At 64.1% G+C, this 26,205-nt stretch carries 24 protein-coding genes; 8 read left to right on the top strand and 16 right to left on the bottom strand.

Annotated elements, in window-relative coordinates; all coding sequences use genetic code 11:
* Positions 1-151: 151 nt before the first annotated feature.
* The 4 genes from QJT78_RS17185 (at position 152) to QJT78_RS17200 (ending at position 3,008) form a co-directional block, all read left to right on the top strand.
* Entirely contained in the window at positions 152-493 is a 342-nt protein-coding gene (locus QJT78_RS17185) for a hypothetical protein (protein WP_038945206.1), read from the top strand.
* A gap of 14 nt (positions 494-507) precedes the next feature.
* Complete coding sequence (locus QJT78_RS17190; RefSeq protein ID WP_240537795.1) at positions 508-1,332, top strand: ABC transporter permease; 825 nt, start codon at positions 508-510, stop codon at positions 1,330-1,332.
* A 20-nt stretch (positions 1,333-1,352) separates the two neighbouring features.
* Positions 1,353-2,192: an ABC transporter ATP-binding protein gene (locus QJT78_RS17195; protein WP_038945204.1), complete on the top strand. Its 840-nt coding sequence runs from the start codon at positions 1,353-1,355 to the stop codon at positions 2,190-2,192.
* A gap of 90 nt (positions 2,193-2,282) precedes the next feature.
* Positions 2,283-3,008 (top strand): Crp/Fnr family transcriptional regulator, encoded by a 726-nt coding sequence (locus QJT78_RS17200; protein WP_028148492.1) that lies wholly within the window; start codon positions 2,283-2,285, stop codon positions 3,006-3,008.
* 10 nt (positions 3,009-3,018) lie between these two features.
* Here QJT78_RS17200 and atzF read toward each other — a convergent pair whose 3' ends face one another.
* The 9 genes from atzF to flgB all read right to left on the bottom strand — a co-directional run bounded on the left by atzF (position 3,019) and on the right by flgB (position 12,013).
* The gene (atzF, locus tag QJT78_RS17205) at positions 3,019-4,404 is read right to left on the bottom strand and encodes an allophanate hydrolase (protein ID WP_028148493.1); all 1,386 of its coding nucleotides are present in this window, start codon (positions 4,402-4,404) and stop codon (positions 3,019-3,021) included.
* Positions 4,405-4,573: 169 nt separating this feature from the next.
* Positions 4,574-5,605: a TIM44-like domain-containing protein gene (locus tag QJT78_RS17210; RefSeq protein ID WP_028148494.1), complete on the bottom strand. Its 1,032-nt coding sequence runs from the start codon at positions 5,603-5,605 to the stop codon at positions 4,574-4,576.
* 229 nt (positions 5,606-5,834) lie between these two features.
* Positions 5,835-8,417, bottom strand: a complete 2,583-nt coding sequence (locus tag QJT78_RS17215; protein ID WP_028148495.1) for a PAS domain-containing protein — start codon at positions 8,415-8,417, stop codon at positions 5,835-5,837.
* Positions 8,418-8,571: 154 nt separating this feature from the next.
* Complete coding sequence (gene flhB / locus QJT78_RS17220; RefSeq protein WP_028148496.1) at positions 8,572-9,651, bottom strand: flagellar biosynthesis protein FlhB; 1,080 nt, start codon at positions 9,649-9,651, stop codon at positions 8,572-8,574.
* Positions 9,652-9,658: 7 nt separating this feature from the next.
* Positions 9,659-10,429, bottom strand: coding sequence for a flagellar biosynthetic protein FliR (fliR, locus tag QJT78_RS17225; protein WP_028148497.1), 771 nt, complete (start codon positions 10,427-10,429; stop codon positions 9,659-9,661).
* 17 nt (positions 10,430-10,446) lie between these two features.
* Positions 10,447-10,710: a flagellar biosynthesis protein FliQ gene (fliQ, locus tag QJT78_RS17230; RefSeq protein ID WP_014494021.1), complete on the bottom strand. Its 264-nt coding sequence runs from the start codon at positions 10,708-10,710 to the stop codon at positions 10,447-10,449.
* Between the two features lie 75 nt (positions 10,711-10,785).
* The gene (fliE, locus tag QJT78_RS17235) at positions 10,786-11,094 is read right to left on the bottom strand and encodes a flagellar hook-basal body complex protein FliE (RefSeq protein ID WP_008142413.1); all 309 of its coding nucleotides are present in this window, start codon (positions 11,092-11,094) and stop codon (positions 10,786-10,788) included.
* Between the two features lie 16 nt (positions 11,095-11,110).
* A complete protein-coding gene (gene flgC, locus QJT78_RS17240; RefSeq protein ID WP_028148498.1) occupies positions 11,111-11,536 on the bottom strand; it encodes a flagellar basal body rod protein FlgC in 426 nt (141 codons plus the stop codon).
* Positions 11,537-11,608: 72 nt separating this feature from the next.
* Positions 11,609-12,013, bottom strand: coding sequence for a flagellar basal body rod protein FlgB (gene flgB / locus QJT78_RS17245; protein ID WP_014494019.1), 405 nt, complete (start codon positions 12,011-12,013; stop codon positions 11,609-11,611).
* A 349-nt stretch (positions 12,014-12,362) separates the two neighbouring features.
* Here flgB and QJT78_RS17250 point away from each other — a divergent pair, with 349 nt between their 5' ends.
* On the top strand, positions 12,363-13,346 hold the full coding sequence (locus QJT78_RS17250; protein WP_028148499.1) for a flagellar biosynthetic protein FliO: 984 nt from the start codon (positions 12,363-12,365) through the stop codon (positions 13,344-13,346).
* Positions 13,343-14,098: a flagellar type III secretion system pore protein FliP gene (gene fliP, locus QJT78_RS17255; RefSeq protein ID WP_028148500.1), complete on the top strand. Its 756-nt coding sequence runs from the start codon at positions 13,343-13,345 to the stop codon at positions 14,096-14,098. The genes QJT78_RS17250 and fliP overlap by 4 nt, the downstream gene beginning before the upstream one ends.
* 228 nt (positions 14,099-14,326) lie before the next feature.
* On the opposite strand, the gene QJT78_RS17260 is transcribed toward fliP, so the two are convergent.
* The 5 genes from QJT78_RS17260 to QJT78_RS17280 all read right to left on the bottom strand — a co-directional run bounded on the left by QJT78_RS17260 (position 14,327) and on the right by QJT78_RS17280 (position 20,452).
* Positions 14,327-14,563 carry a hypothetical protein gene (locus tag QJT78_RS17260; protein WP_028148501.1) on the bottom strand — a complete coding sequence of 79 codons (237 nt, stop codon included), beginning with the start codon at positions 14,561-14,563 and terminating at the stop codon, positions 14,327-14,329.
* Positions 14,564-14,644: 81 nt separating this feature from the next.
* Positions 14,645-18,379: a tetratricopeptide repeat protein gene (locus tag QJT78_RS17265; protein ID WP_212490703.1), complete on the bottom strand. Its 3,735-nt coding sequence runs from the start codon at positions 18,377-18,379 to the stop codon at positions 14,645-14,647.
* A 231-nt stretch (positions 18,380-18,610) separates the two neighbouring features.
* Complete coding sequence (locus QJT78_RS17270) at positions 18,611-18,805, bottom strand: hypothetical protein (protein WP_085965484.1); 195 nt, start codon at positions 18,803-18,805, stop codon at positions 18,611-18,613.
* 36 nt (positions 18,806-18,841) lie between these two features.
* Complete coding sequence (locus QJT78_RS17275) at positions 18,842-19,705, bottom strand: tetratricopeptide repeat protein (protein WP_038943411.1); 864 nt, start codon at positions 19,703-19,705, stop codon at positions 18,842-18,844.
* A 54-nt stretch (positions 19,706-19,759) separates the two neighbouring features.
* Positions 19,760-20,452, bottom strand: coding sequence for a FecR family protein (locus QJT78_RS17280; protein WP_080586591.1), 693 nt, complete (start codon positions 20,450-20,452; stop codon positions 19,760-19,762).
* A 113-nt stretch (positions 20,453-20,565) separates the two neighbouring features.
* Between QJT78_RS17280 and QJT78_RS17285 the strand changes: the two genes are divergently transcribed.
* Together QJT78_RS17285 and QJT78_RS17290 are read left to right on the top strand one after the other, a co-directional pair.
* The gene (locus tag QJT78_RS17285; RefSeq protein WP_157790162.1) at positions 20,566-20,748 is read left to right on the top strand and encodes a hypothetical protein; all 183 of its coding nucleotides are present in this window, start codon (positions 20,566-20,568) and stop codon (positions 20,746-20,748) included.
* A 219-nt stretch (positions 20,749-20,967) separates the two neighbouring features.
* Positions 20,968-24,567: a VCBS domain-containing protein gene (locus QJT78_RS17290; protein WP_049807636.1), complete on the top strand. Its 3,600-nt coding sequence runs from the start codon at positions 20,968-20,970 to the stop codon at positions 24,565-24,567.
* 22 nt (positions 24,568-24,589) lie between these two features.
* Here the strand turns inward: QJT78_RS17290 and QJT78_RS17295 are convergent, their stop codons facing one another.
* The gene (locus QJT78_RS17295) at positions 24,590-24,784 is read right to left on the bottom strand and encodes a hypothetical protein (protein ID WP_038952814.1); all 195 of its coding nucleotides are present in this window, start codon (positions 24,782-24,784) and stop codon (positions 24,590-24,592) included.
* 658 nt (positions 24,785-25,442) lie between these two features.
* Positions 25,443-26,204, bottom strand: coding sequence for a hypothetical protein (locus QJT78_RS17300; protein WP_014494009.1), 762 nt, complete (start codon positions 26,202-26,204; stop codon positions 25,443-25,445).
* Between the last annotated feature and the right edge of the window lies 1 nt (position 26,205).

The following is a 26,205-nucleotide window of genomic DNA, read 5'->3' on the forward strand; positions in this document are numbered from 1 at the left end:
CATAAACGTCCTGCCTGACCGGCTACTGCTGTTCAGCGGCGCTGACGGCGATCATCAGGTGGGGGAGTTTCAAGTGACCATACCCGGGGGATTTTGACCGACCCACGGGGATACAAAGGGCACTTACTCCGAAACGTTCAACATCGTCGTCATGAGGACCTATCTGGATGCCAACCCGGCGCTGGTTGAGAAGTTCATCGCCGCGCTGATCGACGCCGAGGTCTGGATGGAGGCACACCAGGATGAAGCGATCACGGTCGTGGCGGACGCGGTCGGCATGAAGCGGGACGACCTCGCTCCGATCTGGGCCGACTATGTTTACCGGGTGCGTCTCGACGACCGGCTGATCGAGATTCTCAAGACCCACTCCGCATGGCGCCTCGAGAGCGGCAACCATCCTCCGGGAGCGGCGATGCCCGACTTCAGCAAGGTCGTCGTCGCCGAGCCGCTGAAGAAGGTCGACCCCGCACGCGTCACGCTCTCGTGGAAATAGGCACCCGCACAGCCATGCAGGATGGCACCTCAGCAGGACAGGAGATTGCTCTCCGCACTGACGGTCGCGGTCGGCGGCCGGATTCAGCTCGTCTTCGCCGCCTCAATATTCTGGTCGGGGCGCTTTCGCTCCCCCTTTTCATCGGCCTCTGGGAACTGGTCTCCCGTTCCGGGGCCGTCAACATGGTGCTGTTTCCGCCGCCGACGGTGGTTGCTGCGGCGGTCCTTGAGTGGATACGAAGCGGACAGTTCCTTGGCGATTTGCTGGCCAGCCTCTTTCGCGTCACCACGGGGTTCATCTTAGGCGGCGCGCTCGGCATCCTGCTCGGTATCCTCACCGGCCAATTCCCTGTTGTCTCGAGCTTGCTGTCCCCGCTATTCCACATCCTGCGGCCAATTCCGCCGATTGCTTTCGTGCCGATCGTCATCCTCTGGTTCGGCCTGTCGGAGGCGGGAAAACTGTTCCTCGTCGTATGGGGCGTGTTCTTCACGGTTTGGCTTTCGACCCACATCGGCGTGCAGAAGGTCGACCGCGGCCTGATTCGGGCGGCGTTGATGCTCGGCACGCCCCGGCGGCAGATGCTCCAGGAGATCGTGCTGCTGGGCGCGCTTCCCTACATCGTGGTCGGGTTGCGCACCGCCGTCAGCATCTCCTTTTACACGCTTGTCGCCGCCGAACTCGCAGGCGCTTTCGCCGGCATTGTCTACAGGATCGAGATTGCGCAGCAGAATTTGCAAACGGGCCAGGTCATGGGCGGGCTCGCAGCGCTCGGGTTGATTTCGTTCGCTGCCGACAGGCTGTTTTCGGCTGTTGCGGAACGTACTGTCTGGTGGCGTTGATGTCGGGAGCTCGATCGATCATGAAATTGGCTCTGGCAAGTTCGCCAGCCTCCGTCGAACCGGCGCGGAAACAACCGGTCATTCAAGTCTCAAACCTGAGCATCGTTTTTGACACCCGCCGCGGGCAGACCATCGCGGTGGATCGCGTTTCCTTCGACGTGGCGCCTGGCGAGTTCGTTTGCATCGTCGGGCCCTCCGGCTGCGGCAAGTCGACGGTGCTCAATACGATCGCCGGACTGGAAGTGCCGTTTGAAGGCGACATCCTGGTAGAGGGCTCGCGTGTCTACAGCCCGCGACCCGATGTCGGCATGGTGTTCCAGCAGCCGCATCTTTTCCCCTGGAAGTCGGTCCGCAGGAACATCGCCCACGGCCCCAGGATGCTTGGGAAGTCCAGGATGGAAGCGAATGCCATCGCCGACGATCTGATCGCGATGGTCGGTCTCAAGCGTTTCGCCGACGCCTATCCGAACACGCTGTCCGGGGGCATGCAACAGCGCGTGGCGATCGCGCGAGCGTTGGCCAATCAGCCCCGCGTGCTGCTGATGGACGAGCCCTTCGGGGCCCTCGATGCGCAGACCCGGGCGGTGATGCAAGACAATCTGCTGGAGCTGCGCGACCGGATCAAGGCGACGATCGTGTTCGTCACGCATGACATCGATGAAGCCATCGTGCTGTCCGACCGTGTTCTCATCATGAGCGCGGGACCCGGCCGCATTCTGCGCGAAGTCGCGGTCAAGCTGCCGCGCCCGCGGTCGAGTTCTGTCATGGTCGAGCCAACCTATCTTTCCCTCAAGAAGGATTGTCTCGACGTCATCCGCGCAGAAGGGTTGCGGGCGTTCAATCAGTCGGACGCGAGCTGATCCCCAAGAACCCGGAAATCGCGAAGCAGCCCGCAGCGCGCTGGCATGGTTCTTGAATAATCGATGCCGGGTCTCACCGTGGAGCCGGCGATGCACAGGGCGAATAGCGCGATAGCGGCAGGCGTGATGCTGGCCGAGTCGGACAATCTCGTCAGGCCGCTGCCCGGCTTGCTGGACGGTCTCAACCGGGCTGATTGCAATCGGCTGCGTGCGATCGGACGCGAGAAGGCCCTGGAAGCCGGCCAACTGGTTTGGTCTCAGGGCGACACACAGGCTGGGATCTACCTGATCAGCGAGGGACGCATACGCAGCTACTATGCGGCGCCGTCGGGGCGCGAGGTCACGCTCGCCTACTGGTTTCCCGGCAACTTCGTCGGCGGCCCCGATATATTCGGAACGGGCCCGCACATGTGGTCATCGGTTGCGGCCGAATCCAGCCTGTTGACGTTCATGCCGGGACTGGCGCTGCGGCGGCTTGCGCTGGAATCGCCGGCGATCGCCGTCGCCTTGCTGGATGCCCTGGCATTCAAGGCGCGATGCTATTCGGCGATGGCCCAGATGCTCGGGACGCGCTCGGTGACCGAGCGGCTGCATAGCCTGTTGATCTTCCTGTCGCACGTCTACGGCGTGAAGCGCGACGGCGAGATCGTCATCGGGATGCCGTTTACCCACGGCGATCTCGCCAATCTCATCGGATCCACCCGCCAATGGGTGACGGTACAGCTCGCACGGCTCCAGCAGGAAGGCGTGATCAGGTACGACAGATCCGTGATTTCGATCCTGGATCTTTCGACGCTCGAGCAAGAGATGGAATGAATTCCGACCTTCAGCCGCCAGACTTCAATTCGAACGCCGCTCGGCCTGCACTGGCCTCGAACCGCCGCGCCAGTCCGATCAGCGCGCGATCATGCCAGGCCGGCGCCAGCAGGGTCACGCCCATGGGCATGCCGTTCGGCAATGTCGCGTTCGGAACCGCCACGCCGCAGAGATCGAGCAGATTGGCAAAGTACGAGTAGTAGCCGAGGCGATTGTTGAGGGTGATCGGATCGCGATCCATCTCCTCCAGCGTGAATGGCCGCGGTGCGGTCGGGACCACCAGCGCATCGATACCCGCAAAGATCGCCTCGGCGTCGCGGCGAAGCCGGTGCAAACGGTGAATGGCACCAAATGTATCGATCGCTGAATAGCCGGCGGCCGAGCCCAGCACGGTCCTCGTGACATCAAGCAGGGAGCCGGAATCGATGTCCATAAGCGAAGCGATGGCCGAGTGCCGCTCCGCGACCCAGGGTCCGCTGAACATCAACTCCCCGGCCTGGCGGAACGGCGCGAAGTCCACCTCGATCGCCGTTCCCCCGATCTCCGTGAAACGCTCGCAGGCGCGCTCATAGAGCTCGCCGCATTCCGGCATGCCGAAGCATTCGAGATCGGCGGACGCAATGCGGCCGAAGCGGAAGGATGGCACTGTTCCCGTGGCGAAAGAAAAGGCCCTGGGCAAGCGGCTGTAGGGATCTTCGAAATCGAACCCTTCGATGATTTCGATGATCGCCTCGCCGTCGCTGACGGTGTTGCAGAACACCGAGACGCAATCGATCGTGGGGCAATTCGGCACCAGCCCGCGTGATGACACCAGCCCAACGGTCGGCTTGATTCCGACGATGTTGTTGAAGCCGGCAGGTATGCGGCCGGAGCCGCCGGTATCGGTGCCGAGCGCGAACGCGACGTGCCCGGCCGCAACGGCGACCGCGGACCCCGAACTGGAGCCTCCCGCAATATAGCGCGCATCGGCAACCGACGCGCAGGCGCCATAGGGCGAACGCGCACCGGACAGGCCTGTGGCGAACTGATCGAGATTGGTCTTTCCGAGGCAAATTGCGCCGGCCGCGGTGAGGCGTTCGACACTGTGCGCGGAATGCCAGGGCGTGTAGCTGAACGCCGGGCATGCGGCAGTGGTCGGCATTCCCTCGACATCGATATTGTCCTTCACACCAAAGGGAATGCCGAGCAGCGGAAGATTTTCGCCCGTCCGCGCGCGCGCCACGAGCTTACGGCATGCTTCGAGCGCCTCCTCCCGCGGACGGAGATAGATCCAGCAATTGCGGTCGCGCTCGGCCTCGATCCGGTCATACGCCGTTTCGATCGCCTCCAGCGGCAGGGACGAATTCCTGGCAATGGTTTCGTGATTTGTCCTGGAGCGCGCGACAGACTGGCTCACCGAATATCTCCCTCTCTAACCGGCAGGTGCGAAATTGCGGGAGCTCTGCGCAGGCAACAAGCAATTAAGTGCTTCGCGCAAAATGGTCGGCCGTATCAGGATATAACCGGCTCAAAGAAAAAGGGCGCCGTGCCGAAGCACGACGCCCTTGTCCTTAATCTGCGTACGATCAGTTGGTCTGCTGGATCGCCGACAATTCCCAGCCGCTGCCCGGACGGCGGGCAAAGGTCCAGATCTCGGTGGCCTCGCCCGGCTGCTCGCTGCCGGCGACAACCGTACCGCTGTTGCGGTCCAGCGTCTTGTCGGTCAGGGCGAAGCGCAGCGCCACCGTGGCGTATTCGGTCTCGCCTTCGCGCCAGGCTTCCGCGAGGTCACCCTGCAACAGCTTGACGTTGGTCACCTTGTTGACGACGTTGCGCGCGCGGTTCTGGCCGAGGTCCTGCTCGAAATAGGAGACCATTTCCGGCGTCGCAAGCGTGTGCAGTTTGGCCACGTCCTCGTTCGACCATGCGGTCTGGACATCGCCGAGCAGGCGCTCGAATGCCTCATAGTCATCAGGCTTGATCTCGAGCGGTGCGTTGTTGGCGCCGCCGAAGCCGAAGCCGCCGAGACCACCGCCAAGTCCACCACCGACGCTACCGCCACCGAGGCCGCTGCGATAGTTCGGCTGCGGTCCCTGACCGCTGCCTGCATCAGCATTGGCATAGGCCGCCTGCTGCGAGTGGCGGCGCTGCCACCAGGACATCGCCAGCCGCACCACCAACACCACGAGCGCGATCTGGATGATCAGGCCAATGATCGACGACAGGCCGCCGAGGCCACCGAACAGGCCGCCGCCGAACAGCATGCCGAGCAGGCCTGCGCCGAGGAAGCCGGCCGCAAGGCCGCCCATGAAGCCACCGGCGCGGCCGAACAGGCCGCCACGCGCGGGTGCGGCGGCAGCCGAATTCATGCCGGCACCCGGCTGGGTGTAAGTCCGGTTGAACTGCGAGGTCGAGCCCGGCGCGGTCGTGGTCGAAGGCGGCGCCGAATAGGTGCGCGAGCCGCGCGACCCCGACGACATTCCACCACCGACGCGGGCGTCGGCGGACGAAATCACCAGCGCAGTCGGCAGCGCAAGCGCCAGCATGACGGCGAGGGTCTTCAAGAGAGTGCGGGAGCGTTGCGAGAAAGTCATGTGCGTTTCCCAAATCCCCGGCATGGGGACGTGCTCCTAACATGGGCAGACTTCCCGAAAAGTGAAGCCGGTTTCGGAACTTATGGCTGCGGCCCTCAGTCGCGGGGATGTGGCAAAAGCCCATATTTGGCGGGGGTTTGGCCGGGGGCGCTGAGGAACCGCGGTCGCGGGTTACCGGCGGGTTTACGACAGGAATGCCGCTTTTTCCTCGTCGTTTCGAGGAACTCTCGCAAATCGACAGTGGTGGCCGCCGTCATCCCGCCTTTGCCATCGTCTCCTTTACGGCCGCCACGAGCTGGCTGAGCGTGAACGGCTTTGGCAGGAAGTCGAATTGCTGGCCTTCCGGCAGGCTCTTCTCGAAGGCGTCCTCGGCGTAGCCGGAGACGAAGATGAACTTGATGTCGGGATTCTTCTCGCGCATCGCCTTCAGCAGCGTCGGGCCGTCCATCTCAGGCATCACGACGTCGGAGACGACGAGATCGATCGCACCGCTCTGCTCCTCCAGGACCTCCATGGCCTCGACGCCGTTCTCGGCCTCGACCACGGTGTAGCCGCGCGAGCGCAGGCCGCGTGCGTTCAGCGCGCGCAGGCCCTCTTCGTCCTCGACGAGAAGAATGGTGCCCTGGCCGGTGAGATCGGTGCGCGGCTTGGCCTCCGCCGCCGCAGGTGCGGTCTCCTTCGCGGCGCCATTGGCCGCGCCGACCACTGCTGCGGGCTGCTCCTGCACCTCCGGCTCGGCGTGATGGCGCGGCAGGAAGATATGGAACGAAGTCCCCTGCCCCGGTTCCGAGTCCACGTAAATGAAGCCGCCGGTCTGCTTGACGATGCCGTAGACGGTGGAGAGCCCGAGGCCGGTGCCCTTGCCCACTTCCTTGGTCGAGAAGAACGGCTCGAAAATCTTGTCGCGGATATCGGCGGGGATGCCGGTGCCGGTGTCGGCGACCTCGATCCGCACATAGTTCGCGGCCGGCATGCCCTTGTAGGCGAGCTTGGCCGCTTCTTCCGCGGTGACGTTGGCGGTGCGGATGATCAGCTTGCCGCCGTCGGGCATGGCGTCGCGCGCGTTCACCGCGAGGTTGACGATCACCTGCTCGAACTGGGAGACGTCGACCTTCACCGGCCAGAGATCGCGGCCGTGGATGGTCTCGTGCTTGACCTTTTCGCCGATCAGCCGGCGCAGCAGCATGGCGAGATCGGACAGCGCATCGCCGAGGTCGAGCACCTGCGGCCGCAGCGTCTGCCGCCGCGAGAACGCCAGCAACTGCCGCACCAGCGTCGCGGCGCGCGTCGCGTTCTGCTTGATCTGCATGATGTCCTGGAACGACGGATCGGTCGGCTTGTGCGCGTTCAGCAGGAAGTCGTTCGCCATCATGATGGCGGAGAGCACGTTGTTGAAGTCGTGGGCGATGCCGCCGGCGAGCTGGCCGACCGTCTCCATCTTCTGCGACTGGTTGATCTGGTTCTCCAGCGCGCGCCGCTCGGTGGTCTCGAGCATGTGCACGATGGCGGCTTCGGCGTCGTTCTCGGCGGCATCCACCGGCGTGACGAAGAACTGGCCCCAGCGTTCCTTGGTTCCTTCGAGCGCCACCTCGACCGGCGCGACGTCGGCCTGGCCCTCCGCGGCCTGGTTGATGGCCGTGATCAAAAGGTGCCGGTCGCGCGAATTGACCGCGCGGAAGATCGACTTGCTGGCGCTGTCGAGCCCGAGGGCCTGCCCGAGCTTGGCGTAGCGCGCGTTGGCGCGCACGACGTTGCCGCCACGGTCGACGGTCGCGATCGCCATCGGCGTATGGTCGAAGAAGCGCATGAAGCGCACTTCGGCGGCGCGGTCGGGATCGCTGCGCTCGTCGCGGGCGCGGCTGATGACGAGCGTGCGCGACGGCCCCGGCGCGCCGTCGGCACCGAAGGCGAGCTTGTGATAGAGCCGCACCGGCATGGTCTTGCCGGTGCGCATGCGCAGGTCGATGTCGAAGACTTCCGTCTTCACCTCGCCCGGCACTGCCACGATCGCAGTAAGCAGCGAGGCGCCATCGCCGGAGACGATGTCGGTGAGCTTCAGCCCGCCCGAGCCGATCTCGGCGAGATCATAGTCGAGCCAGTTCGCCAGCGTCGCGTTGACATAGGCGAGCTCGCCGGCCGGATTGACCGAGAAGAAGCCGCAGGGCGCGTGATCGAGATATTCGATCGCGTGCTGGAGTTCCTGGAACACGTCCTCCTGGCGTTCGCGGTCGCGGGTGATGTCGGCGATCGACCACACCGCGTATTTCGCCTCGCGCTTCCCGGTGCCGAGCGGGCGCACCCGCATGCGCAGCCAGCGGCCCTGGCTGCCGTCATGGCCGGAGATGCGCACCTCTTCCTGCTGCCGTTTTCCTTCGCGCGCGGCCTTGAGCAGGCGGAACACGGCTTCGGAGACGTCGGGGTTGCCGATGAAGACGCGCTCCACGGGCCGCACCTCCTGCGGTCCGCTGGCGCCGGTGAGCGTCAGATAGGCGGCATTGGAATAGACCACGTGACCGCGGGGATCGGTCACGGCCAGGCCGTCGAAGGCGTGGTCGGCAATGCGCCCCATCACGGGATCGTCGAGACTGCGGTCGACGAAGCGGATGATGCCGGCGGCGAAGGCGAACAGGTTGAACAGGCCGACCATCGCCAGCACGGCGAGGATGCCGAGGATATAGGGCTGCGCCTGCGCGCGCCCGAGCGTCATCAGCCCGACGGCGACGGCGACGAGGCCGGCGGCCACCAGCAGCACCAGCGCAATGCTGCCCGAGCGCGGCGACGGCTCGTGCGCCGCAACGGGCTCGCGTGTGAGGTCGTGGTCGGTCTCGGCAGTCATTTCAAGCTGGCACAGCCTGTCGGCAGAGAATCAACGCGCTACGGGGCGCGTGGGGTCCTCCCTGCCTGAATCGGACCCGCAGGCGCAAGGGCAGCAAGGGCGAAAGGTACGCTGATTCCCAGATTACGGCCATTTCCGGTACTTTTCGGGCATTTTATCCGCGTCCGGCACCGAATCCGTGCTTCAGCCGCATGACGTAACCGATGACCTCGGCGACAGCATGGTAGTGCTCGGTCGGGATTTCCTGGTCGATTTCGACGGTGGCGTAGAGCGCGCGGGCGAGCGGCACGTTCTCGACGATCGGGATGTCGTGCTCGCGCGCGATCTCCCGGATCTTGAAGGCGAGGTTGTCGACGCCCTTGGCGACGCAGATTGGCGCAGACATGCCGCGCTCGTAGGACAGTGCGATCGAATAGTGGGTCGGGTTGGTGATGATCACGGAGGCCTTGGGAACCGCCGCCATCATGCGCTTCTTGGAGCGCTGCTGGCGCAATTGCCGGAGCTTGCCCTTGATGTGCGGGTCGCCTTCGGACTGCTTGAACTCTTCCTTGATCTCCTGGAGCGACATCTTCTGCCGCTGGAACCAGCTGCGATATTGGAAGAAATAGTCGCCAATGGCGATGATCGCGAGCGCCGCGACCACTGCGCCGAGCAGATGAATGGTCAGGCTGGTGCTGGCGCCCAGCATCGCGGCCGGATCGAGCCTGACCATCGCCTCCATGCGATGGCGCTCCGGCCACAGGACCACGGTCATGACCGCGCCGAGCACGACCAGCTTGCCGAGCCCCTTGAGGAAGTTCGCGGCTGCCTGCTTGCCGAAGATGCGCTTGAGGCCCTCGGCCGGCGACAGCTTGCTGAATTTGGGTTTGAGGGATTCGGCCGACCAGACCAGGCGGTGCTGGAGCACGTTGCCGGCAATCGCCGCCAGCACCAGCATCAGCAGGGGCACGCCGATCGCTGCGAGCACGGCGACCTCGATCTGCTGCATCAGCGCGAGCAGAGCCCTGCCGTCGGTCTTGATCATCCAGGAATTGGCGAGCAGGTTGCGCATCGGCGTCACCAGCCCGCTGCCCACCGAGCCCGAGAAGGTGGAGACCACGAGCGTGCCGCCCGCGATCATGAACCAGGTGTTGATCTCCTGGCTCTTGGCGACGTCGCCGCGTTCGAGCGCCTCTTCGAGACGCTTTTGTGTCGGGTCTTCTGTTTGACTGTCGGGATCGTTGTCGTCTGCCATCGATCACCTATTTGAGCGGCATCATCTGGTGCATCACACCGATGAAATAGTCGAGATACGTGCCCATCATCGCGGTGAGCACCACGGCGAGCACCAGGAAGCCCACGAAGATCGACAGCGGCACGCCGACGAAATACACCTGCATCTGCGGCATCAGCCGCGCCAGCACGCCGAGCCCGATGTTGAAGACGAGGCCGAACACCAGGAACGGTCCGGAAAGCTGCAAGCCCAGGCTGAACGCGGCGGCAAAGGCGCGCGTCGCCAGCGAAGCGACGTCGCCGCTCGATACGGTCTCACCGGGCGCGAAGATCGTGTAGCTGTCGTTCAGCGCGGCGATCACCAGATGATGGCTGTCGGTGGCAAACAGCAGCGTCACCCCGAGCATGGTCAGGAAATTGCCGACCAGCACGCCCTGCTGTCCCTGTGTCGGATCGACCGAAGTGACGAAGCCGAGCCCCATCTGCTGCGCAATCACGGCGCCCGCGACCTGAAGCGCCGACAACGTCACGCGCGCGGTCGCCCCCAGCACGATGCCGATCACGATCTCATGCAGCATCATGACCAGCAGCGGCGCGATCGAGCCCATGTCGACATGGTAGGCGTTGCGATGCAGCGGCAGGATGATCAGCGTGAGCAGCAGCGCGATCGCCAGCTTGATCCGCGTCGGAATGTTGGTCTCGCCCAACCCCGGCAACAGCATCACCATCGCACCGACCCGGGCGAAGGCGAGCATGAAGGAAGCGGCGAGCGCCGGCAGCAGCGAGACGTCGATGCGCATGTCGGGCGCATTGTGCCTCAGCCGCCGATGATTCGCGACGAGATCCGCATCATGTGGGAATGGAGTGCGTCGGCCATGAACGGCAGCGCCAGCAGCATCGTGGCGAAGATGGCCAGGATCTTCGGCACGTAGATCAGCGTCTGCTCCTGGATCTGCGTCAGCGCCTGGAACAGCGACACGACGACGCCGACCACGAGGCCGACCACCATCAGCGGCGACGATACGATCACGATGGTCCAGATCGCATCACGCGCGACGTCGAGGGTTTCAGGTCCGGTCATATTCTTTTTCTCACTGTGAGTTGTTCATCATTCCGGAGCTCGCGACGTCGTCGCGCCCCGGAATGACGGGACCGATCAGATCGGCATCTTCATGATGTCTTCATATGCCGCGATCACGCGGTCGCGGACTGAGACCAGCGTGGACACCGCGACGTCGGTGTCGGCGACCGCCGTCACCACATCCATCACGTTGGCCTTGCCGGCGGCCATCGCCACCGTCTGCGCGTCGGACTTGCGGCCGGACTCCATGACGCTGCCGACAGCGTCTTTCAGGAGCGACGCGAAGGACTGCCCGCTCGCTTCGCTGCCCTTGCCGGCGCCGCTGTTCTCCAGCACGCGGGCGAGGTTGGCATAAGCATTGGCTGCGATTGTCGGTGATGCCATGGCTTAATTGTCCTGTTCAGCTCTTGAGGATGTCGAGCGTGCGCTGGATCATCCGGCGCGTCGCACTGATGATGTTGAGATTGGCCTCGTAGGACCGCTGCGCGTCGCGCATGTCGGTCATCTCGACCACCGAGTTCACGTTGGGATATTTGACGTTGCCGGTCGCATCGGCCGCCGGATTGCTCGGTTCGTATTTGGTGCGGAAGTTCGACTGGTCCGGCTTGATCCTGCCGAGGGTGACGACCTGCGCGTCGAGCGTGCGGTCGAGCGCGGAGGAGAAGGTTGGCACCTTGCGCCGGTAGGGATCGCCGCCTGATGTCTGCGAGGTCGAATCCGCATTCGCGATGTTTTCGGAGATCACCCGCATGCGCCCGGCCTGCGCGCGCAGGCCGGATGTCGCGATCGCCATCGAGCGGGCAAAGTCGCTGCTGTCATTCGCCATGGCCTACCTCCAGCTCTTTGGTTTGAGCATGATCTGGTCGGAAAACCGCTGCACACTCTTCCGGATCATGCCCTAGCCTTTGCCGATCGCGGTCTTGAGCAGACGCAGACTCTTGGAATACAGCGAAGTCACCGCCGCATAGTCCATCTGGTTGCTGGCGGCCTTCATCATCTCCTCTTCGAGATTGACGGCGTTGCCCGCGGGACGGGTCTCGAAACCTGCATTCCTATTCTGGTCGAACGCCGAGGCAGCACCTGACGGCGTCATGTGGGAGCCGCTGGTGCGGGTGAGCGCCAGGGGGCCCATCGAGCCCGTGACCGCTCCCGCCTTGTCGAGCTTCGGCTCGACGAGGTCGCGCGGCCGGAATTTGGGCGTATCGGAATTGGAGACGTTCTCGGACAGGACGCGCTGGCGTTCCTGGTGCCACTGCATCTTGGTGCGAAGCGCCGACAGCTCCGGGAGGTCGTTGATGGACATCGTTGCGGCTCCTTCCGCCTCTCGGACCAAAGGCCCGTAGCTAGGCAGAATTTGCCGCGTGTATGGTTAACAGGTGGTTAAAGATGGCATCGATGCATGTCCCTTGATGGAACACCACTTTGCGCCCCCGTGATTCTACGCATCCAAAAGCGGCATTAACCCAACCGTTTGGCGGGCCATGCACAGGCCAAGAAGTCGTTTTGGATCGAGCGATTCATAGGTTATTAAGAGCTGGGGACGGCAAAACTTGCCGTGGGACGTTAAGAAATCGCAGTTTGGGGCATCCCACGCCGATGGTCGGCGCGTCTGACCATGGGCACGAGAAAAGCGCCATTTGTCGGGGACAAGTATGCAAGGCAGCCCAATCACCTTCATCGTGGCGTTCATCGTCGTTCTGGCGTTGATCGGCGTCGCCGCATGGTTGGTTCGCCGATTCGCCAGCAGCCGGCTCGGTGCCAACACCCAGCGCGGCCGGATGCCCCGGCTTGCCGTGATCGATGCCGCCGCGGTCGATGGCCGGCGCCGCCTGGTGCTGGTCCGGCGCGACAATGTCGAGCATCTCCTGATGATTGGCGGTCCCACCGACATCGTCGTCGAGCCCAATATCGTGCGCGCCGCGCCCGGCCGCGACCAGCTTCCGCAGCGTTCCAATGCCGCCGAGCCGCCGCGCCTTGCCCCGATGCCCGATACCAGCAGCTGGACCGACGAAGCTCCGCGGCCCGAACTGCTCGATCATCCCGAACCGCAAATGCCCGAGCCACCGCCGCCGCGGCCGCGTCCCTCCTTCGCCGACGAGGTCCGCCGGCCCGCCCCCGCGCTGGCCGAGCGCCGCAACGAACCGCCACTGGCGGGCTTTCCGCCTGAGCCGATCCTGCCGCCGCGCCCCGAGCGCGAGGCACGCCCCGAGCCGGTTCCGCCGCGCATCGCCCGCAACGAGCCTCCGCTGATGCCACGTCCCCCGCGGCAGACCGAGCCGGTGAAAGTCCCGCCGGTGCGCGCCGAGCGCGCGGCCGCGCCACCGCCTCCCCCGCCCGTGCCGCAGGCTCCGCCCGTTCCGCCGCCGGCCCCCGCTCCTGCCGCGCCCTCGAACGCCGAGCAGAATCTCGCCGAGATGGCGCAGCGGCTCGAAGCCGCGCTGCGCCGCCCCGCCGGCGAGACGGTCGCGCCTCCGGTTGCGCCCGAGCCGCCCGCGCCACCGCCGCCCCGCGCCGCACGCAGCGAGCCGCCGGCACCACCGACTCCGCCCGCAAAGCCGGCCGCGGAGAAGACCAGCTTTGAAAATCTCGAAGACGAGATGGCCTCGCTGCTCGGCCGTCCGAAGCCGTCTTCGTGAGGCTGCCGGCCCTCCCGCGTAGAGTTGTTTTTCTTTCTGTCCTGATCGCCGCGGCTTCGCTCGCGATGCCTGCGCATGCGCAGGACATCAGCATCAATCTCGGCGGCCAGGGAGGCGGCGTCACCGAGCGCGCGATCCAGCTCATCGCGCTGCTCACGGTGCTGTCGATCGCGCCGTCGATCCTGATCATGATGACGTCATTCACGCGCATCGTGGTCGTCTTGTCGCTGCTGCGCACCGCGATGGGCACGGCGACCGCGCCGCCGAACTCGGTGATCATCGCGCTCGCGATGTTCCTTACCTTCTTCGTGATGGGACCTGTGCTGCAGAAGTCCTACGACGAAGGCATCCGCCCACTCGTCGCCAACCAGCTTGGCGTCGAGGACGCACTCCAGCGCGCTTCCGTCCCCTTGCGCGGCTTCATGCAGAAGAACGTGCGCGAGAAGGACCTCAAGCTGTTCCTGGATCTCTCCCGCGAGCCGCCGCCGGCCACGCCGGATGACCTCGCCCTGCGCATCCTCGTCCCCGCCTTCATGATCTCCGAGTTGAAGCGCGCCTTCGAGATCGGCTTCCTGCTGTTTCTCCCCTTCCTGATCATCGACCTCGTCGTCGCCTCCGTGCTGATGTCGATGGGCATGATGATGCTGCCGCCCGCAACGATCTCGCTGCCGTTCAAACTGATCTTCTTCGTGCTGGTCGATGGCTGGTCGCTGGTGGCGGGAAGCCTCGTGCAGAGTTACGGGGGCGGATAACTGCGGCTCCATCCGCCGTCATGCCGCGGCTTGCCGTCTTCGCTGAAGCTTCGCCGGCCGAGCGCCCTTATGGGCCCGGCGTAGCCTAGCGGAGCCGGGACCGGGGCATCCAGTACGCCGCGGCCTTTCGATTTCATCACTGCGGTCTCTGGAATACTGGATCGCCCGATCAAGTCGGGCGATGACACCGAGAACGTGGCTTACAGTGAGACGGCGTCAACAGCGCCCCTACCCCTTCACGTCATACTGCTTGCTGAGGTGATCGCCGATCTGGACCAGCATGGCGACGCTTTCGGGGAAGCCCGGCTTATCCGTCGCGGCCTGGTCGGCATCGGCGCGGAATTCCCAGCTGTCGCCGTCGCGGACGATCGAGATGACGAGGTCATCCGGACCATCGGCATGGACCTTCAATTCGGCCCGCGCCATGGCGATGAGTTCGGCTTCGGTCTTGGCAGGCTTGCTCATATCGACGCTCTCCCGGCATGAAGACGCGCAGGTTGCCGCTTCAACGGGCACCTGTCGAGAGGCCTCGTGGTAGCAGGGTTCCTACCGCGTCATCTTGATCTGGCGCACGACGGGGATCGTGGGCAGCGAGCCGGTGTGGTCGGCCTCATCCTTGGCTTGCGGCGAGGCCGGCGCGCGGGCGGTGGCATCGGGGAAGCGCTGCTTCATCTCGCGCAGGAAGCCGTCGAGCGTATCGACGCTGGCAGCGAGCTTGGCGATCTCGGCGAATTCGGCGCTGGAGGACGCTGCCGGCTTGCTCGCGATGTCGAAGGCGACCCGGTCCGCACTCTCGCTCATCAGCGGCGCATATTTCTCGCGGAAGCGCGACAGGCCGATCGAATCGTCGGCGAGCGCGTAGCCGACGGCGGCGCGGATGATGTCGCTCTTCTCCACCGCGTTGAGCGGCTTGAAGTCGCGGAAGCGGTCGCCGTAATAGAGCTCGATCTGCTCGGCGGATTCGCGCCAGCGCCGCGCCGCCCAGAAGATGTCGGAGCGCAGGCGGAGCACCTCGCGCCCGGAAACGTTGGAGACTATGTCGAGCGCGAGATCGTGGCGGCCGACGTCGCTCTGCGCGCGCGCCTCCAGCAGCAGCCGCTGCTGCCGCAGCTCGCCGGAGAGATCGCTGATGCGGCTCGCGCGCAGCGCCGAGATCGCCATGTCGGGCTTGCGGTTGGCGAGGTAGATCATGGACAGGCGCGCGGCGACCTGGGCGCGGGCTGCGCCTTCGAGGCGATGGTCGACCTGGTACTGCAACAGCTCGGCAGCCTGGTCGAGCAGGTCGATCGAGGCGAGACGGTCGGCGAGCCGGCGGATCAGCTCGTCGCCGCGGCGGCCGATCGGCGTCAGCTCGCGGAACTCGTAGAACATCCCGAGCGCCTCGACCGGCGGCAGCTCGTCGACCTTGGGCCCCAGGAAGATCTGCGTGAACAGGTCGGAGGCGAGGTCCTGCGCCTGACGCGAGGCCTCGGCGTTCGGCTGGAGCCTTGTCGCGGTGCGCGCCGCCCTGAGCGCGTCCCGGTAGCGCCCGTTCTCGGCATATATCTGCGACAGCATCTGGAGCGTCTTGACCTCGATCGAGTCGCCCCGCCAGGTCATCGACAGCGTCTCGAGCTCACGCAGCGCGTCTTCCTTGCTGATCTCGTCGCGCTTCTGCCAAAGCGCCACTTCGAGCTGCTTGGCCTCGGCCGCCGCCTGACGATCGTTCGAGGCGACCGCGAATTTGTAGTCGTCGAGCGCGTCCTTGTCGTGGCCGAGCGCCTCGGCGAGCCGGCCGCGCAGCACGGCGAAGCCGGGCGCCGCCTCTGGCGATATGCCGACCACCTCGATCTCGCTGCGGCGCTTGGAGGCGCCGGCATAATCCTTCACCTCGAGCGAGGCGCGCATCGCCTCCATCGTCACGATGCGCTGGATGTCGATCGGCAGCGAGGCGATGGCGAATTCGACGTTCTTGAACTTCTCGCGCGCATCCGCCCACTTGCCCTGGCGCGCATAGGCGAGCGCCTTCCAGAGCTGGGAATCGTGGCTGTTACCGATCACGGGATTGGCGAGGTCCTTCAAGCCCTGCGCTGGCCGGCCGATCAAGATGTTCGCGATCGCATGCATGACCAGCGCGCCGCTCTCCTCCTTGTTGAGGGGATCGGCCAGCATCAGGTCGGTCACCGACTTGGCTTCGTGGTACATGGCGCGCGACATGTAGAACTGTGCGAGATCGAGCCGCGGCAGCGAGCGCTGCGCCGGCTCGACGGCCGCGATCGCCGTGATCAGACTGCCCTGGCGCGTCCAGAAATCCTCGGACTGGCCCTTGCGCCAGCCTTCCGGACTGAAGACCGGCCGCACCGCGGTCGGTGCCCGCTCGGCGGAGATATCGACCGGCGACAGCGTCAGTCCGCCCTTCTTGCCGAGAATGACCTTGTCGGATCCGACCTCGACGCCGACCTCGTCGGAGTTCGGCCGGATCGCGATGCCGTGCGCGGATTCCAGCAGCGAGAGATCGACGAGATCCTGCCGCTTGATGAAGCCGCGCACCGGCCGCTGCCCGGTGACGACATAGAGCGTGTCGCCGGCGTCGGGATCGGTCAGCTTGTGCAGCAGGCCCGGATTGGCGAAGGGAATCGCGATATTGGCGAGCGCGGGGTCGGTGATGTTGCGCGACATCATCAGCGGCAGCGGCGTCGCCTGGATCTTGTCGGCGAGCGTCAGCAGCCAATTGGTCTCCTTGCCGACCTCCTCGCTCGTCAGCGAGTAGACCAGCGGCCGGGTGAGACGGATGCGGACCGCCTGCCCCCTGTCGAGCGGCATGCGGCTGACCTCGCCAATCATCGCACCGCCCCGGCTGCGGATCGCCTCGACGTCGATCGGCTTCGGCGTATCGAACACCAGCCACACCGTGTCGCCGCGGCGGAACGCCGCCGCAGGCGTTGCCACCTGAAGCGGGAAGATCACGCGCAAGCCATCGCTGTCGCGGCGGACATCGACGCTGGCCACGGTGGGCTGCGGCGCAGCCGGCGCCTCGGCAGGTGCGGCCTTGACGCTGTCCTTGACCGGCTCTTTCGCAGCCTCCTTCACGACCTCCTTGGGCGCTTCGGACACCGCGGGCTTGGCGGGCGCAACCACAGCTTCCGTTGCCGGCGCCGCAGGCTTCGACACGTCCTTGGGCGGTTCCGCAGCATGCGGTGCTTCGGCCGCGGGAGCCGGCGCAGGCTTCGGTGCTTCGACCGTCGGCATCGCCGCCGGAGCTTCCGGCTTCACCTCGGACTTGGCTTCGATCTTGGCTTCGCGCGCGATCGTCTCGGACGTCGGCGGCGCGATCTCGCGATGGACCTCCTTCGGCTTCTCGGCCGCCGGCTTTTCCGGAGCCGGTCCATGGCTTTGGGCCACGGGCTTTGCCTGCGCGATCACCGCCTCAGCCGTTGCGGCGGTCTTGCCCTTGTCGGGCTGGAAGGAGATGTCGACGACGTAATTCTTCTCGTCGCGGAAGGAGTGCACGTCCGAATCGCCGATCAGCGCGATCTCGACACTGGTCTGGTCGATGTCGGCCTTCTGCTTGATCGAGGCGACGTTCGGGGGCGCGGCGACGACGGCGTCCGCCAGATCGAAATTGAGGCCGGCATTGAACGAGAGCGTCAGCTTCTGCTCGTTGAGCACGGAGGACACGCCGACGCCGTCGGGCATCTCGAACACGAAGCGCACGAAAGTCGGCTGCACCGAGGCGCGCACGCGGATCTGCGGACGCTTTTTGGTCTCTGCCGCGGCGCGCTGGGCGCGCAAGGCACGTTCGGCGACACGCGCACGCTCGGCCAGTTCCTTGACCACGTCCATGGGCAGGCTTGGTGGCGGCCCCTTCCAGCCCTCCGGTAAGAGGTCGATGAAGGTGCGCTCGCCGGCATTCATGGTGTTGACGGTGACGCGCCGCGCCAGCGACAGGCGGATGGCGCTGCCGTCGGGATCGCGGCGGGCGGAATTGACGTAGTCGGGCGCACCTTCCGGAACGCGATCGACGGGAACGTCGACCGCCCGGTCGAAGCGAATGATGAGAATGGAGCCGGCCGTCGTCACCTCGGAGGGAACGTCCTCGCCGAGCTTGATCACCAGACGGGCAAAGCCGCCACCGGCCGAGAAAGTCGCCTCGCCCCGGACCACATCGGCGGCGCGGGCGGGCGCACCGAGGCCGATCAGCAGGCAGGCCGCCAGCACGGGTGCCTTGCGGACATGGCGCGACAGCCCCCGCGCCAAAGCGCGGGCTCGCGACATAAATCCAGCGGCAGCCTTCTGCGCCATTGGCGGCGTTTCTTCCAATTCGGCGGTCCATGCCGGCACTGGCGCCGGCCCGTGCCGTCGACTGTAGGTTTTGCCAATTAAGGACTTGTTAATGCTGTAATGACGAATTCACCTGGCACAGTGCGTCGCGACGCCTGCTTGCGGGCTCGGGCGTTCGTGCTTCGAAATCTGGAGAGCAAGTGGTTAAGGAGGTGTTAACACCCCTTCGTTCGCACCCGTCAGGAATGCCAATCAAACCCCGCGATTGGCCGGCAAGGCATTCAACTTGCCTCGCGCTTCGTGAATTGACTGCAAGGTCAATCGCTTTTCCGAGATTCGGCGCTCGATGTACTCACGCTCGAGATCCGTCAGCGGCGTGTTTAACAACCGCTGATAGCGGCGAATGCTATCGTCGTGAGCCTGAATGAGCGCGAACCTTGCATCCATATTCACCTCCGATTCGTTCCGCCTCAACGGGCCAACTCAATCGTAATCGACGCCGTAACGCGCGAACTCGTCACCGATGTTCTTCTGAATTGTCCTTGCAGTCGAAATGTCAGATTTTCCGCCGATCGCATCGCCTTGCTTCAGCTTGGCAAGCCCGCGGCCAAAAAGCGCGCTCGCCAGTTCGGGGGCGGCTCGCAAGGCAGCATTGTAGTCATCGATCGCCGCACCGAACTCACCCATCTTCAGGTGGATCAGCCCACGCGAGTCGTACACGGCAGCGCTGGTCGATCCCGATTGAAGCGCTCTGTCGCAATCCTCCAGCGCTTCTCGCGAGGCACCGAGAACCGCCCGGGTCCAACATCGTCCGCTCCATGCCGCCCGCGAGGCGGGCTGGAGACGGATTGCCTCGTCGTAATCATGCGCCGCGCGCTGGTGGTCGTTTTTCTTCAGGTAGGCTCCGGCGCGGTTGACGAAGGCGGCGCCATAGCCGGGATCGAGCTTGATCGCATCATCAAAGGCTTCGATCGCGAGCTCATATTCGCGTCTCCTCAAGTGAGCCACGCCGCGGTTGTTGAAGGCCTTTGCGTATGTCGGATTGAGTGCGATCGACTGATCGAAATCGCTGATGGCGCTGTCGTAGTCGCCTTTTGCAGTGTAGGCGTTGCCGCGATTGTTATACGCGATTGCCAGAGCTGCCGTCGAATCTGGACGCGCCTGTATGAAAGTCGTGCAGGCACCGATCCGGGCATCGAGCGAGGTGGTACCCTTCCCGTTGCACAGTTCGATATTGCTGAGATAGCTGTCCTTCACCCCGGAGTTCTGGGCCACGACCGGCAAGCCGACCAACATCAGGACGACAAGCGCCAGCCCGCCTTCGGCAACGGAGGATCCTGGTTTCATGTCAGGCTCCCGATCTTCTGAGATCTGGCAATTGCACCGGCTGGGACCAATTCTCTAGCAGCCGCGGCAGATGTTCAGATTGAGCCTTTGCTCGGCCCTTTGCTCGGGTTGGCGTGGCCCCGCTGCGCCGGGCTTCTTCGTATATTTGTTCTTGCCCTCTTCGATCAGAGTGGAAAACCTGGTGGTTCCGTCGTCCGAGATTTCGACGTGAGGTGTAGTGCCTCGAATGCCCATCGTCGCGACCGGCGTTTCGATCTTCATGTCACCGGTCTTCGCAACCTGGCCGGCAACAAAAACGAACGTACCCTTGGTCAGGTTGAAGGCTGTCGAATTGGACTTTCCACCCGGCTCGTAGACGTATTCGTCCAATGTCATACGGGCGTTGCTCGACAAGTTGAACGAAGTTCCATCGACGAAATTGATGCCGACCCGACTGTCGGCACCGGTTCGAACCACATCGCCCAAATAGACGGGATCACCGACTTTCGTCTGGATGGATTCGGCCCCGACGTTTGCCTGGACAATGGCGGCGCCCGCATGCTCGATGATGACCGAGCCATCGGCTGTCACAACTTTCCCGATTGGCTTTGACGACGAGTCCAGCACGGCACGCCGCGGAGAATCGTCCTGCGCCTGAACCGGGCGGGGTGACGAAGCGGCCAGCGCAAGGACGAGACCTGCCACGAGAACAATCGCTGCACGAGTGCCCATGGCTTCCTCCTTTTCGAAGATATGATCCTCGAGCATCCGAACGGCTCCGACCGCGCCGACGAAAGCCATCGGGGATAATGGCAGACCAGCCACAGCAAACCACGACAGCCAAAATGGTTATTCCGGGGTAATCCGAATGGCTGATCGCCGTGTCCAAAAGAGTCACTATCCGCGCCGGGCAATTTCAAACAGCTTTTGGCGCTGAAAGCGGTACCGTCGGGCGAAACGACAGCAATTCTGCCGTGATCCGCCTGGGCGGAATTCTCAGAAACGACAACTTTTTAGCGGGCATAGCTGAGGTTGCCGGCACAAAATTGTTCCCGATCGCGTGACGCGGCAAGCCGGCCAAGATGCGGCGGCATAGGGCGACGCCTGAGGCCGACCGCTAGGGCAATCGAGGTTGAAAAATGGCCGTCACGTCCACTGCAGAGCACGGGGACGAGCGCGGAGCCGCTGCGGGCCTACATCGCCGCGTGAAGACGGCGAAGAGCAATCCTCCTGCTGTACCCGTTGTTCAATCTCATGAGCGAGCCTCTGCCGGCCGTTTCGGGATGCTGTCGCTCACGGCATTGCTCTTCTCGATGATCAAAGAGGTCAGGGCCGCAGACCCGAACGCAACGTTCCTGGACGACGATACGATTACATATAAGGACTTTGCACACGGCACGTTCGAGCTCACGACCAAGGAACCAATCCCGCGGCACATCATCGTCGAGGACCCCGGACAAACGGTCGTGCTGAGCAAGGTCGGCTCCGGGCTTACCGTGAATCAGCTCGACAACAGCGCGACCCGCATGGAGGAGCTGCGGGTGGCCCAGCAGGAGGCGCTCGAAAATTTCTCGAAGGGATTTGGCAAGAACGGGTCCGGCACGCCTCCGTTCGTCGAATCTCTGCCGCTGGAGCCGATCAATTTCATAACGCCCGCGGCGCCAAACGCACTGACACCGTTGCAGCCGATTATCGTCACGGTGCCCGACATCATCACGCCCGTGCGGACGCCGCCGATCTTGAATGTGCAGGCGGGACCGCTTGAACTCGACACGGTCGTGTTCGACGTCTTCACCGCAACGAGGGGAACCTTCAGCGCCAGCAGCTCCAGCGCCGCGCTGACTTTCGGCATCAGCGGAGGCGCTACGGGCGCTACCGCGCTGGAGGGAGCGATCTACGACGTATCGAAGACCAGCTCTTTTGGCACGCTTTATCTGAACAGCTCGACTGGCGCCTATGCCTTCGTTCCCAACAGTGGCGCGATCAACGCGCTGAAGACGCCGACCACCGATAGCTTTATGATCACCGTGTCCGACGGGTCGCTTTCGGCTCAACAGGTCTTCACGATCAACATCAACGGAGCCGACGACGCGGCGATCATCTCCGGCACGACGACCGGCTTGTCAATCGAATCCGGCGGCGTCGCCAATGCCCCATCCGGCCCACCTGTCACAACCGGCCCACCCGTCACAACCGGCAAGCTTTCGGATATCGACGTCGACGACCCCGCCAACACTTTCGCGGCTGTCAATTCCCCGACGAAGAGTGCACACGGCTACGGCACTTTCACCATGACCGCCGACGGCGTCTGGAGCTACACGCTCGATCAATCCAACAGCGCAGTGCAGGCTCTGAACGTCGGCCAGACGCTGACCGACACCTTCACGGTGACCAGCATCGGCGGCACCCCGCAATTGATTACCATCACGATCAACGGCTCCAATGACGCTGCCATCATTTCCGGGACGACGACCGGCACCGTGACGGAAGCCGCATGTTGGAAGCCCGGGACTCCGATCGCGACCGGCAAGCTTGTAGATACGGATGTCGACAATACGCCCGACAGCTTCACGCCGGTGACCTCGCCAAGGGCGAGCGACCACGGTTACGGCTGCTTCCGGATGACGGCTGACGGCGTCTGGACTTACACGCTCGATAACACCAATTGCGTCGTCCAGGCGCTGAACGCCTACGACACCCTGACCGACACCATCACCGTGACCACGATCGACGGCACCCCGCAGGTGATCACCGTCACGATCAACGGTTCCAACGATGCTGCCATCATTTCCGGGATGACGACCGGCACCGTGACGGAAGCCGCATGTTGGAAGCCCGGGACTCCGATCGCGACCGGCAAGCTTGCAGATACGGATGTCGACAATACGCCCGACAGCTTCACGCCGGTGACCTCGCCAAGAGCGAGCGACCACGGTTACGGCTGCTTCCGGATGACGGCTGACGGCGTCTGGACCTACACGCTCGATAACACCAATTGCGTCGTCCAGGCGCTGAACGCGTGCGACACCCTGACCGACACCTTCACCGTGACCACCATCGACGGCACCGCGCAGGTGGTGACGATCACCATCCACGGCACGAACGATCCGGCCATCATCCACGGTTGCATCACTGGCTCGGTGACCGAGCCCGATTGCAGGGAACACGGCAAGCCGATTGCGAGCGGCAGACTGACTGACACCGACGTCGACAACACGCCGAACACATTCACGCCGGTCACTTGTGCGACACGGAGCGCGGGCGGCTACGGCACTTTCACGATGACCGCCGCCGGTGTGTGGACCTACACGCTCGACACCACCAACTGTGCCGTGCAGGCGCTTCCTTCTTGCGAGACTTTGACCGACACCTTCACGGTCACGACCATCGATGGGACGGAACAGACCATAGCCATCACAATCCACGGCGCCGACGATCGCGACCATTTCGGCCACGCGGCAGCTCTCGATGCCGCCGATCCGCCCCACGCCGCCGCGCCCCCCGAAGACAATGCGGCTGCGCAAGCTTTTGCCGCCGGTCCGACGGTGGTTGCGAGCACCCATGACGCGAGCACGGATGGCATCGGTGTCTCCGGCGAAAGTCCGGATCATGGCAAGATCGGCACAAACGGCGGTCGCGACACCTCTCACGACGGGCCCGAACAGACCCTTCTTGCCGGCGGCGCCAGAGACGATCATTTCGTCTTTGCCTCGACGTCGAATTCCAGTGCAGCGCGCCCTGATATCATCTCTGGCTTCAAGGCAGACTCTGAGCGGAGCGACCTGATAGCGCTCGGCGCGCTCACCCTCTCCGTTCTGGCACTCGACCCCTCCAGCACGACGGTGCCCGCACATACGATCGCCTGGCTCTATGACAGCTCGGCGAACCAGACCATCGTTTACGTCAATGCGACGGATCAGAGCCTGAGCATCGGCGATTCCAGCCTGGTGGAGGTCCATCTCGATGGCTTCTCCACCGTCCAGACGTCGGATTTCATGCTCGCGCTGGAAACGTCAGGTCATGCGATGGCAGCCGAGCCGACCAATCTGGAACCGGGCGCGGACAACGACGCGACCGTTAGCCCGACGACGGTGACCAGCCTCTCATCAGGCGAAATCGTCCATGAGCGAGCCGCCCTGATCGACGGAGACGGGCCCGGGCAAGCTGCGAAGGCGAGCGCGTGCAGGTTCGATGCCGATTGCGACCGGATTGCCCTCGTCAGGCACACCGAGTTCGTTCAGCCCGACGATACGAACGCGCGATCGGACGCGCCCACCGGCGAGAACGTGGCCTCCGCGGTGAGCCACGTGCAGCCCGTCCATCAGCTTCATTCCACGGCAGTCGCGGAGAATAGGTTCGTATTCGACAAGCTGACACCGTTCGACAAAGGCAAGGAGATCGCGCCCGCTCCAGAGAGCGTGGCCGCCAAGGACAGCGGCCCAGTCGCACCGTCCACGGTCGACCTAAGCGTCGAGTCCGGCCCAGACTCCATCGAGACGTCACTCCACGAAAATCACCTGCGCGAGCATCATCATGGGGAGCCGATAGCCGAGAACGATCTTCCTCGAGTTGCTTCGGTTCACCTCGGGGACTCATTTCATTTCAAGCAGCACGGCTCTGACGGTTCGGGTGACATTGCGCCCGCGCCCTGGCACGCGGCGGTCGAACCCTACGCCATCAAGGATGGCGCTTTGCATGGCCACAATTCAGAGCTCAGCGCAGGATGGGACGATCCTTGGGACCCGTCCGGTCATCACGAACATGCTGGCATCGTCCACGGATTCAGGGCGGCGTCGATGCATGAACCGTCCCCGCCGCACATTGATCCGGCCCACGGCGCAGGCTCAGCTCACGCCCACGTGCCGCACGATCTTATCGTGTGATGTCCGCAGGGCAACTGGATCTTCAGTGTTGTTTTCCCGTGCCATCCGATGCGGCGGAGCTGTCCCGCTCGGGACAAGCATCGTCAGTGTCGCCATCCTCTTGCGGCGGCAATGCATGCTGATGGTCAAGCGCGGATGTCCAGGCCAACGTCATCGCCGCGATGAGCAGCCGATTGACGGCTTCGATTGCGCGTTCTGCTACGGACGAGTAATTCATGGCTTCCGCCCGCGCGGCTGATTGCCGATGGCGGGAGCCTAGGACGAACTCTCCAGCACCACTGTACTCCAGTTCACAGTTGCACGCGTCAACTCATCGCAGCCTCAGAAGATGCCGCTTGCTTCAGCTGCATCTGCAACGCGAGCCGACGAGCTTCGTGCGGCAAGGACGGCAAGCTCGCGGCCCCCACTCCCCGGCGCGTTTGATCTGCGTACTTGGTTGCCAAGTAGGCTCGCACAACCTCAGAGGTGTTGCGGTCCATCAACGACTCTGAATCAAATGTGATCATTGCGATGTGAATGCGATTGGTCAACTTTTTTGGGGGAGCAATCAATGAGCGGAGAAGCCAACTGCATTGTATGTAGCCAGGCAAGAGCGGTCGTAGCCGTCTTTCCAATCGCGCGGGGCTATGCACTAAAGGTGTACGAGTGCTCTTGCTGCCACAGCACCCTTCATCTCGTGACTCGCACGACGAAGGCTGCGCTGATCAGGCAGCACTGCGAGACCCTCCTTCCCGTCGAGAAGCCGCTGAGCGCGACGGGTCCCAGGGTTCAACAGCGGTTCGCGAACTAGATACGCAAGGCGTCTAGCCGCGTACAGGCCGAACGACCGCGCGATTGCGCGCAGGCTGCAGCAGCGCGCCGCGCCTCCGGAGCCCTCAATTCGGCTTTTGCGTCGGCTTGCCGTCGATCTTGGGGAGATCGCCGGCCGCGGCCGATTGATCGCCGCCGCCATTGGCCCGGCGGGCCATCTCGACCGTCAGCCGCTCGGCGGCCTCCGGCGACATCACGCCCATGATGTCCGACATCTTTCGCGGCGCGATCTGCGAGGCGATCTCGATCAGCACGCCCATCTCGAGCCGGTCGAACACCCGCGCGGCATCCTTGGGCTTCATGCCCTCATACATGGTCACGAGGCCCTTCATGCGCTGGGCTTCGGCGGCCTTCTGCTCGGCCTGGGTCGCGGAGATGCGGGATTCCACCGCCTTCATCTCCTCGACCTTGTTTTCGATGCGCTTCTCGGCCGACTTCAGCAGGCTCTCGCGGATGTCGATCTCGCGCTGGCGGGACTCGATCTCCTGGCGGCGTGCCTGCAAGCGCTCAAGGATCGCGCGCTCGGAGGCCGAGACCTGCGGCTGGGCCTCGTCCATCTTGACCACGGTGCCCTCGGGCTTGGTCTCGGGCGCGGCGGGCTTGGGCGCCTCCTTAGGCGCGCCGTGGGTAGATCCCGTAATATCGGGGTCTTCACGCCCGGTCGGAAAGTTCAGATTCTCCTGCGCCCAGGATTTCTTGATCTGGCTCGGCTGGTAGTCGAAGACATAGCCGCCATTGATCACGAGGCCCACGACCTTGAGCGTGGCGAGCCCTGCGACGGCGACCAGGACGACCGGAATGACGCGGATGTTACGAAAGGATTTCATA

Source organism: Bradyrhizobium sp. Mp27 (genome assembly GCF_029953005.1).
In the GTDB taxonomy this organism is placed as follows: Bacteria; Pseudomonadota; Alphaproteobacteria; order Rhizobiales; family Xanthobacteraceae; genus Bradyrhizobium; species Bradyrhizobium barranii.

Excerpts from the sequence above, each read along its gene's own strand:
- QJT78_RS17185 (WP_038945206.1), top strand. The coding sequence starts at position 152 with ATGAGGACCTATCTGGATGCCAACCCGGCGCTGGTTGAGAAGTTCATC.
- QJT78_RS17190 (WP_240537795.1), top strand. The coding sequence starts at position 508 with ATGCAGGATGGCACCTCAGCAGGACAGGAGATTGCTCTCCGCACTGAC.
- QJT78_RS17195 (WP_038945204.1), top strand. The coding sequence starts at position 1,353 with ATGAAATTGGCTCTGGCAAGTTCGCCAGCCTCCGTCGAACCGGCGCGG.
- QJT78_RS17200 (WP_028148492.1), top strand. The coding sequence starts at position 2,283 with ATGCACAGGGCGAATAGCGCGATAGCGGCAGGCGTGATGCTGGCCGAG.
- QJT78_RS17210 (WP_028148494.1), bottom strand. The coding sequence starts at position 5,605 with ATGCCGGGGATTTGGGAAACGCACATGACTTTCTCGCAACGCTCCCGC.
- QJT78_RS17215 (WP_028148495.1), bottom strand. The coding sequence starts at position 8,417 with ATGACTGCCGAGACCGACCACGACCTCACACGCGAGCCCGTTGCGGCG.
- flhB (WP_028148496.1), bottom strand. The coding sequence starts at position 9,651 with ATGGCAGACGACAACGATCCCGACAGTCAAACAGAAGACCCGACACAA.
- fliR (WP_028148497.1), bottom strand. The coding sequence starts at position 10,429 with ATGCGCATCGACGTCTCGCTGCTGCCGGCGCTCGCCGCTTCCTTCATG.
- fliQ (WP_014494021.1), bottom strand. The coding sequence starts at position 10,710 with ATGACCGGACCTGAAACCCTCGACGTCGCGCGTGATGCGATCTGGACC.
- fliE (WP_008142413.1), bottom strand. The coding sequence starts at position 11,094 with ATGGCATCACCGACAATCGCAGCCAATGCTTATGCCAACCTCGCCCGC.
- flgC (WP_028148498.1), bottom strand. The coding sequence starts at position 11,536 with ATGGCGAATGACAGCAGCGACTTTGCCCGCTCGATGGCGATCGCGACA.
- flgB (WP_014494019.1), bottom strand. The coding sequence starts at position 12,013 with ATGTCCATCAACGACCTCCCGGAGCTGTCGGCGCTTCGCACCAAGATG.
- QJT78_RS17250 (WP_028148499.1), top strand. The coding sequence starts at position 12,363 with ATGCAAGGCAGCCCAATCACCTTCATCGTGGCGTTCATCGTCGTTCTG.
- QJT78_RS17260 (WP_028148501.1), bottom strand. The coding sequence starts at position 14,563 with ATGAGCAAGCCTGCCAAGACCGAAGCCGAACTCATCGCCATGGCGCGG.
- QJT78_RS17265 (WP_212490703.1), bottom strand. The coding sequence starts at position 18,379 with ATGGCGCAGAAGGCTGCCGCTGGATTTATGTCGCGAGCCCGCGCTTTG.
- QJT78_RS17270 (WP_085965484.1), bottom strand. The coding sequence starts at position 18,805 with ATGGATGCAAGGTTCGCGCTCATTCAGGCTCACGACGATAGCATTCGC.
- QJT78_RS17275 (WP_038943411.1), bottom strand. The coding sequence starts at position 19,705 with ATGAAACCAGGATCCTCCGTTGCCGAAGGCGGGCTGGCGCTTGTCGTC.
- QJT78_RS17280 (WP_080586591.1), bottom strand. The coding sequence starts at position 20,452 with ATGCTCGAGGATCATATCTTCGAAAAGGAGGAAGCCATGGGCACTCGT.
- QJT78_RS17290 (WP_049807636.1), top strand. The coding sequence starts at position 20,968 with ATGCTGTCGCTCACGGCATTGCTCTTCTCGATGATCAAAGAGGTCAGG.
- QJT78_RS17295 (WP_038952814.1), bottom strand. The coding sequence starts at position 24,784 with ATGAATTACTCGTCCGTAGCAGAACGCGCAATCGAAGCCGTCAATCGG.
- QJT78_RS17300 (WP_014494009.1), bottom strand. The coding sequence starts at position 26,204 with ATGAAATCCTTTCGTAACATCCGCGTCATTCCGGTCGTCCTGGTCGCC.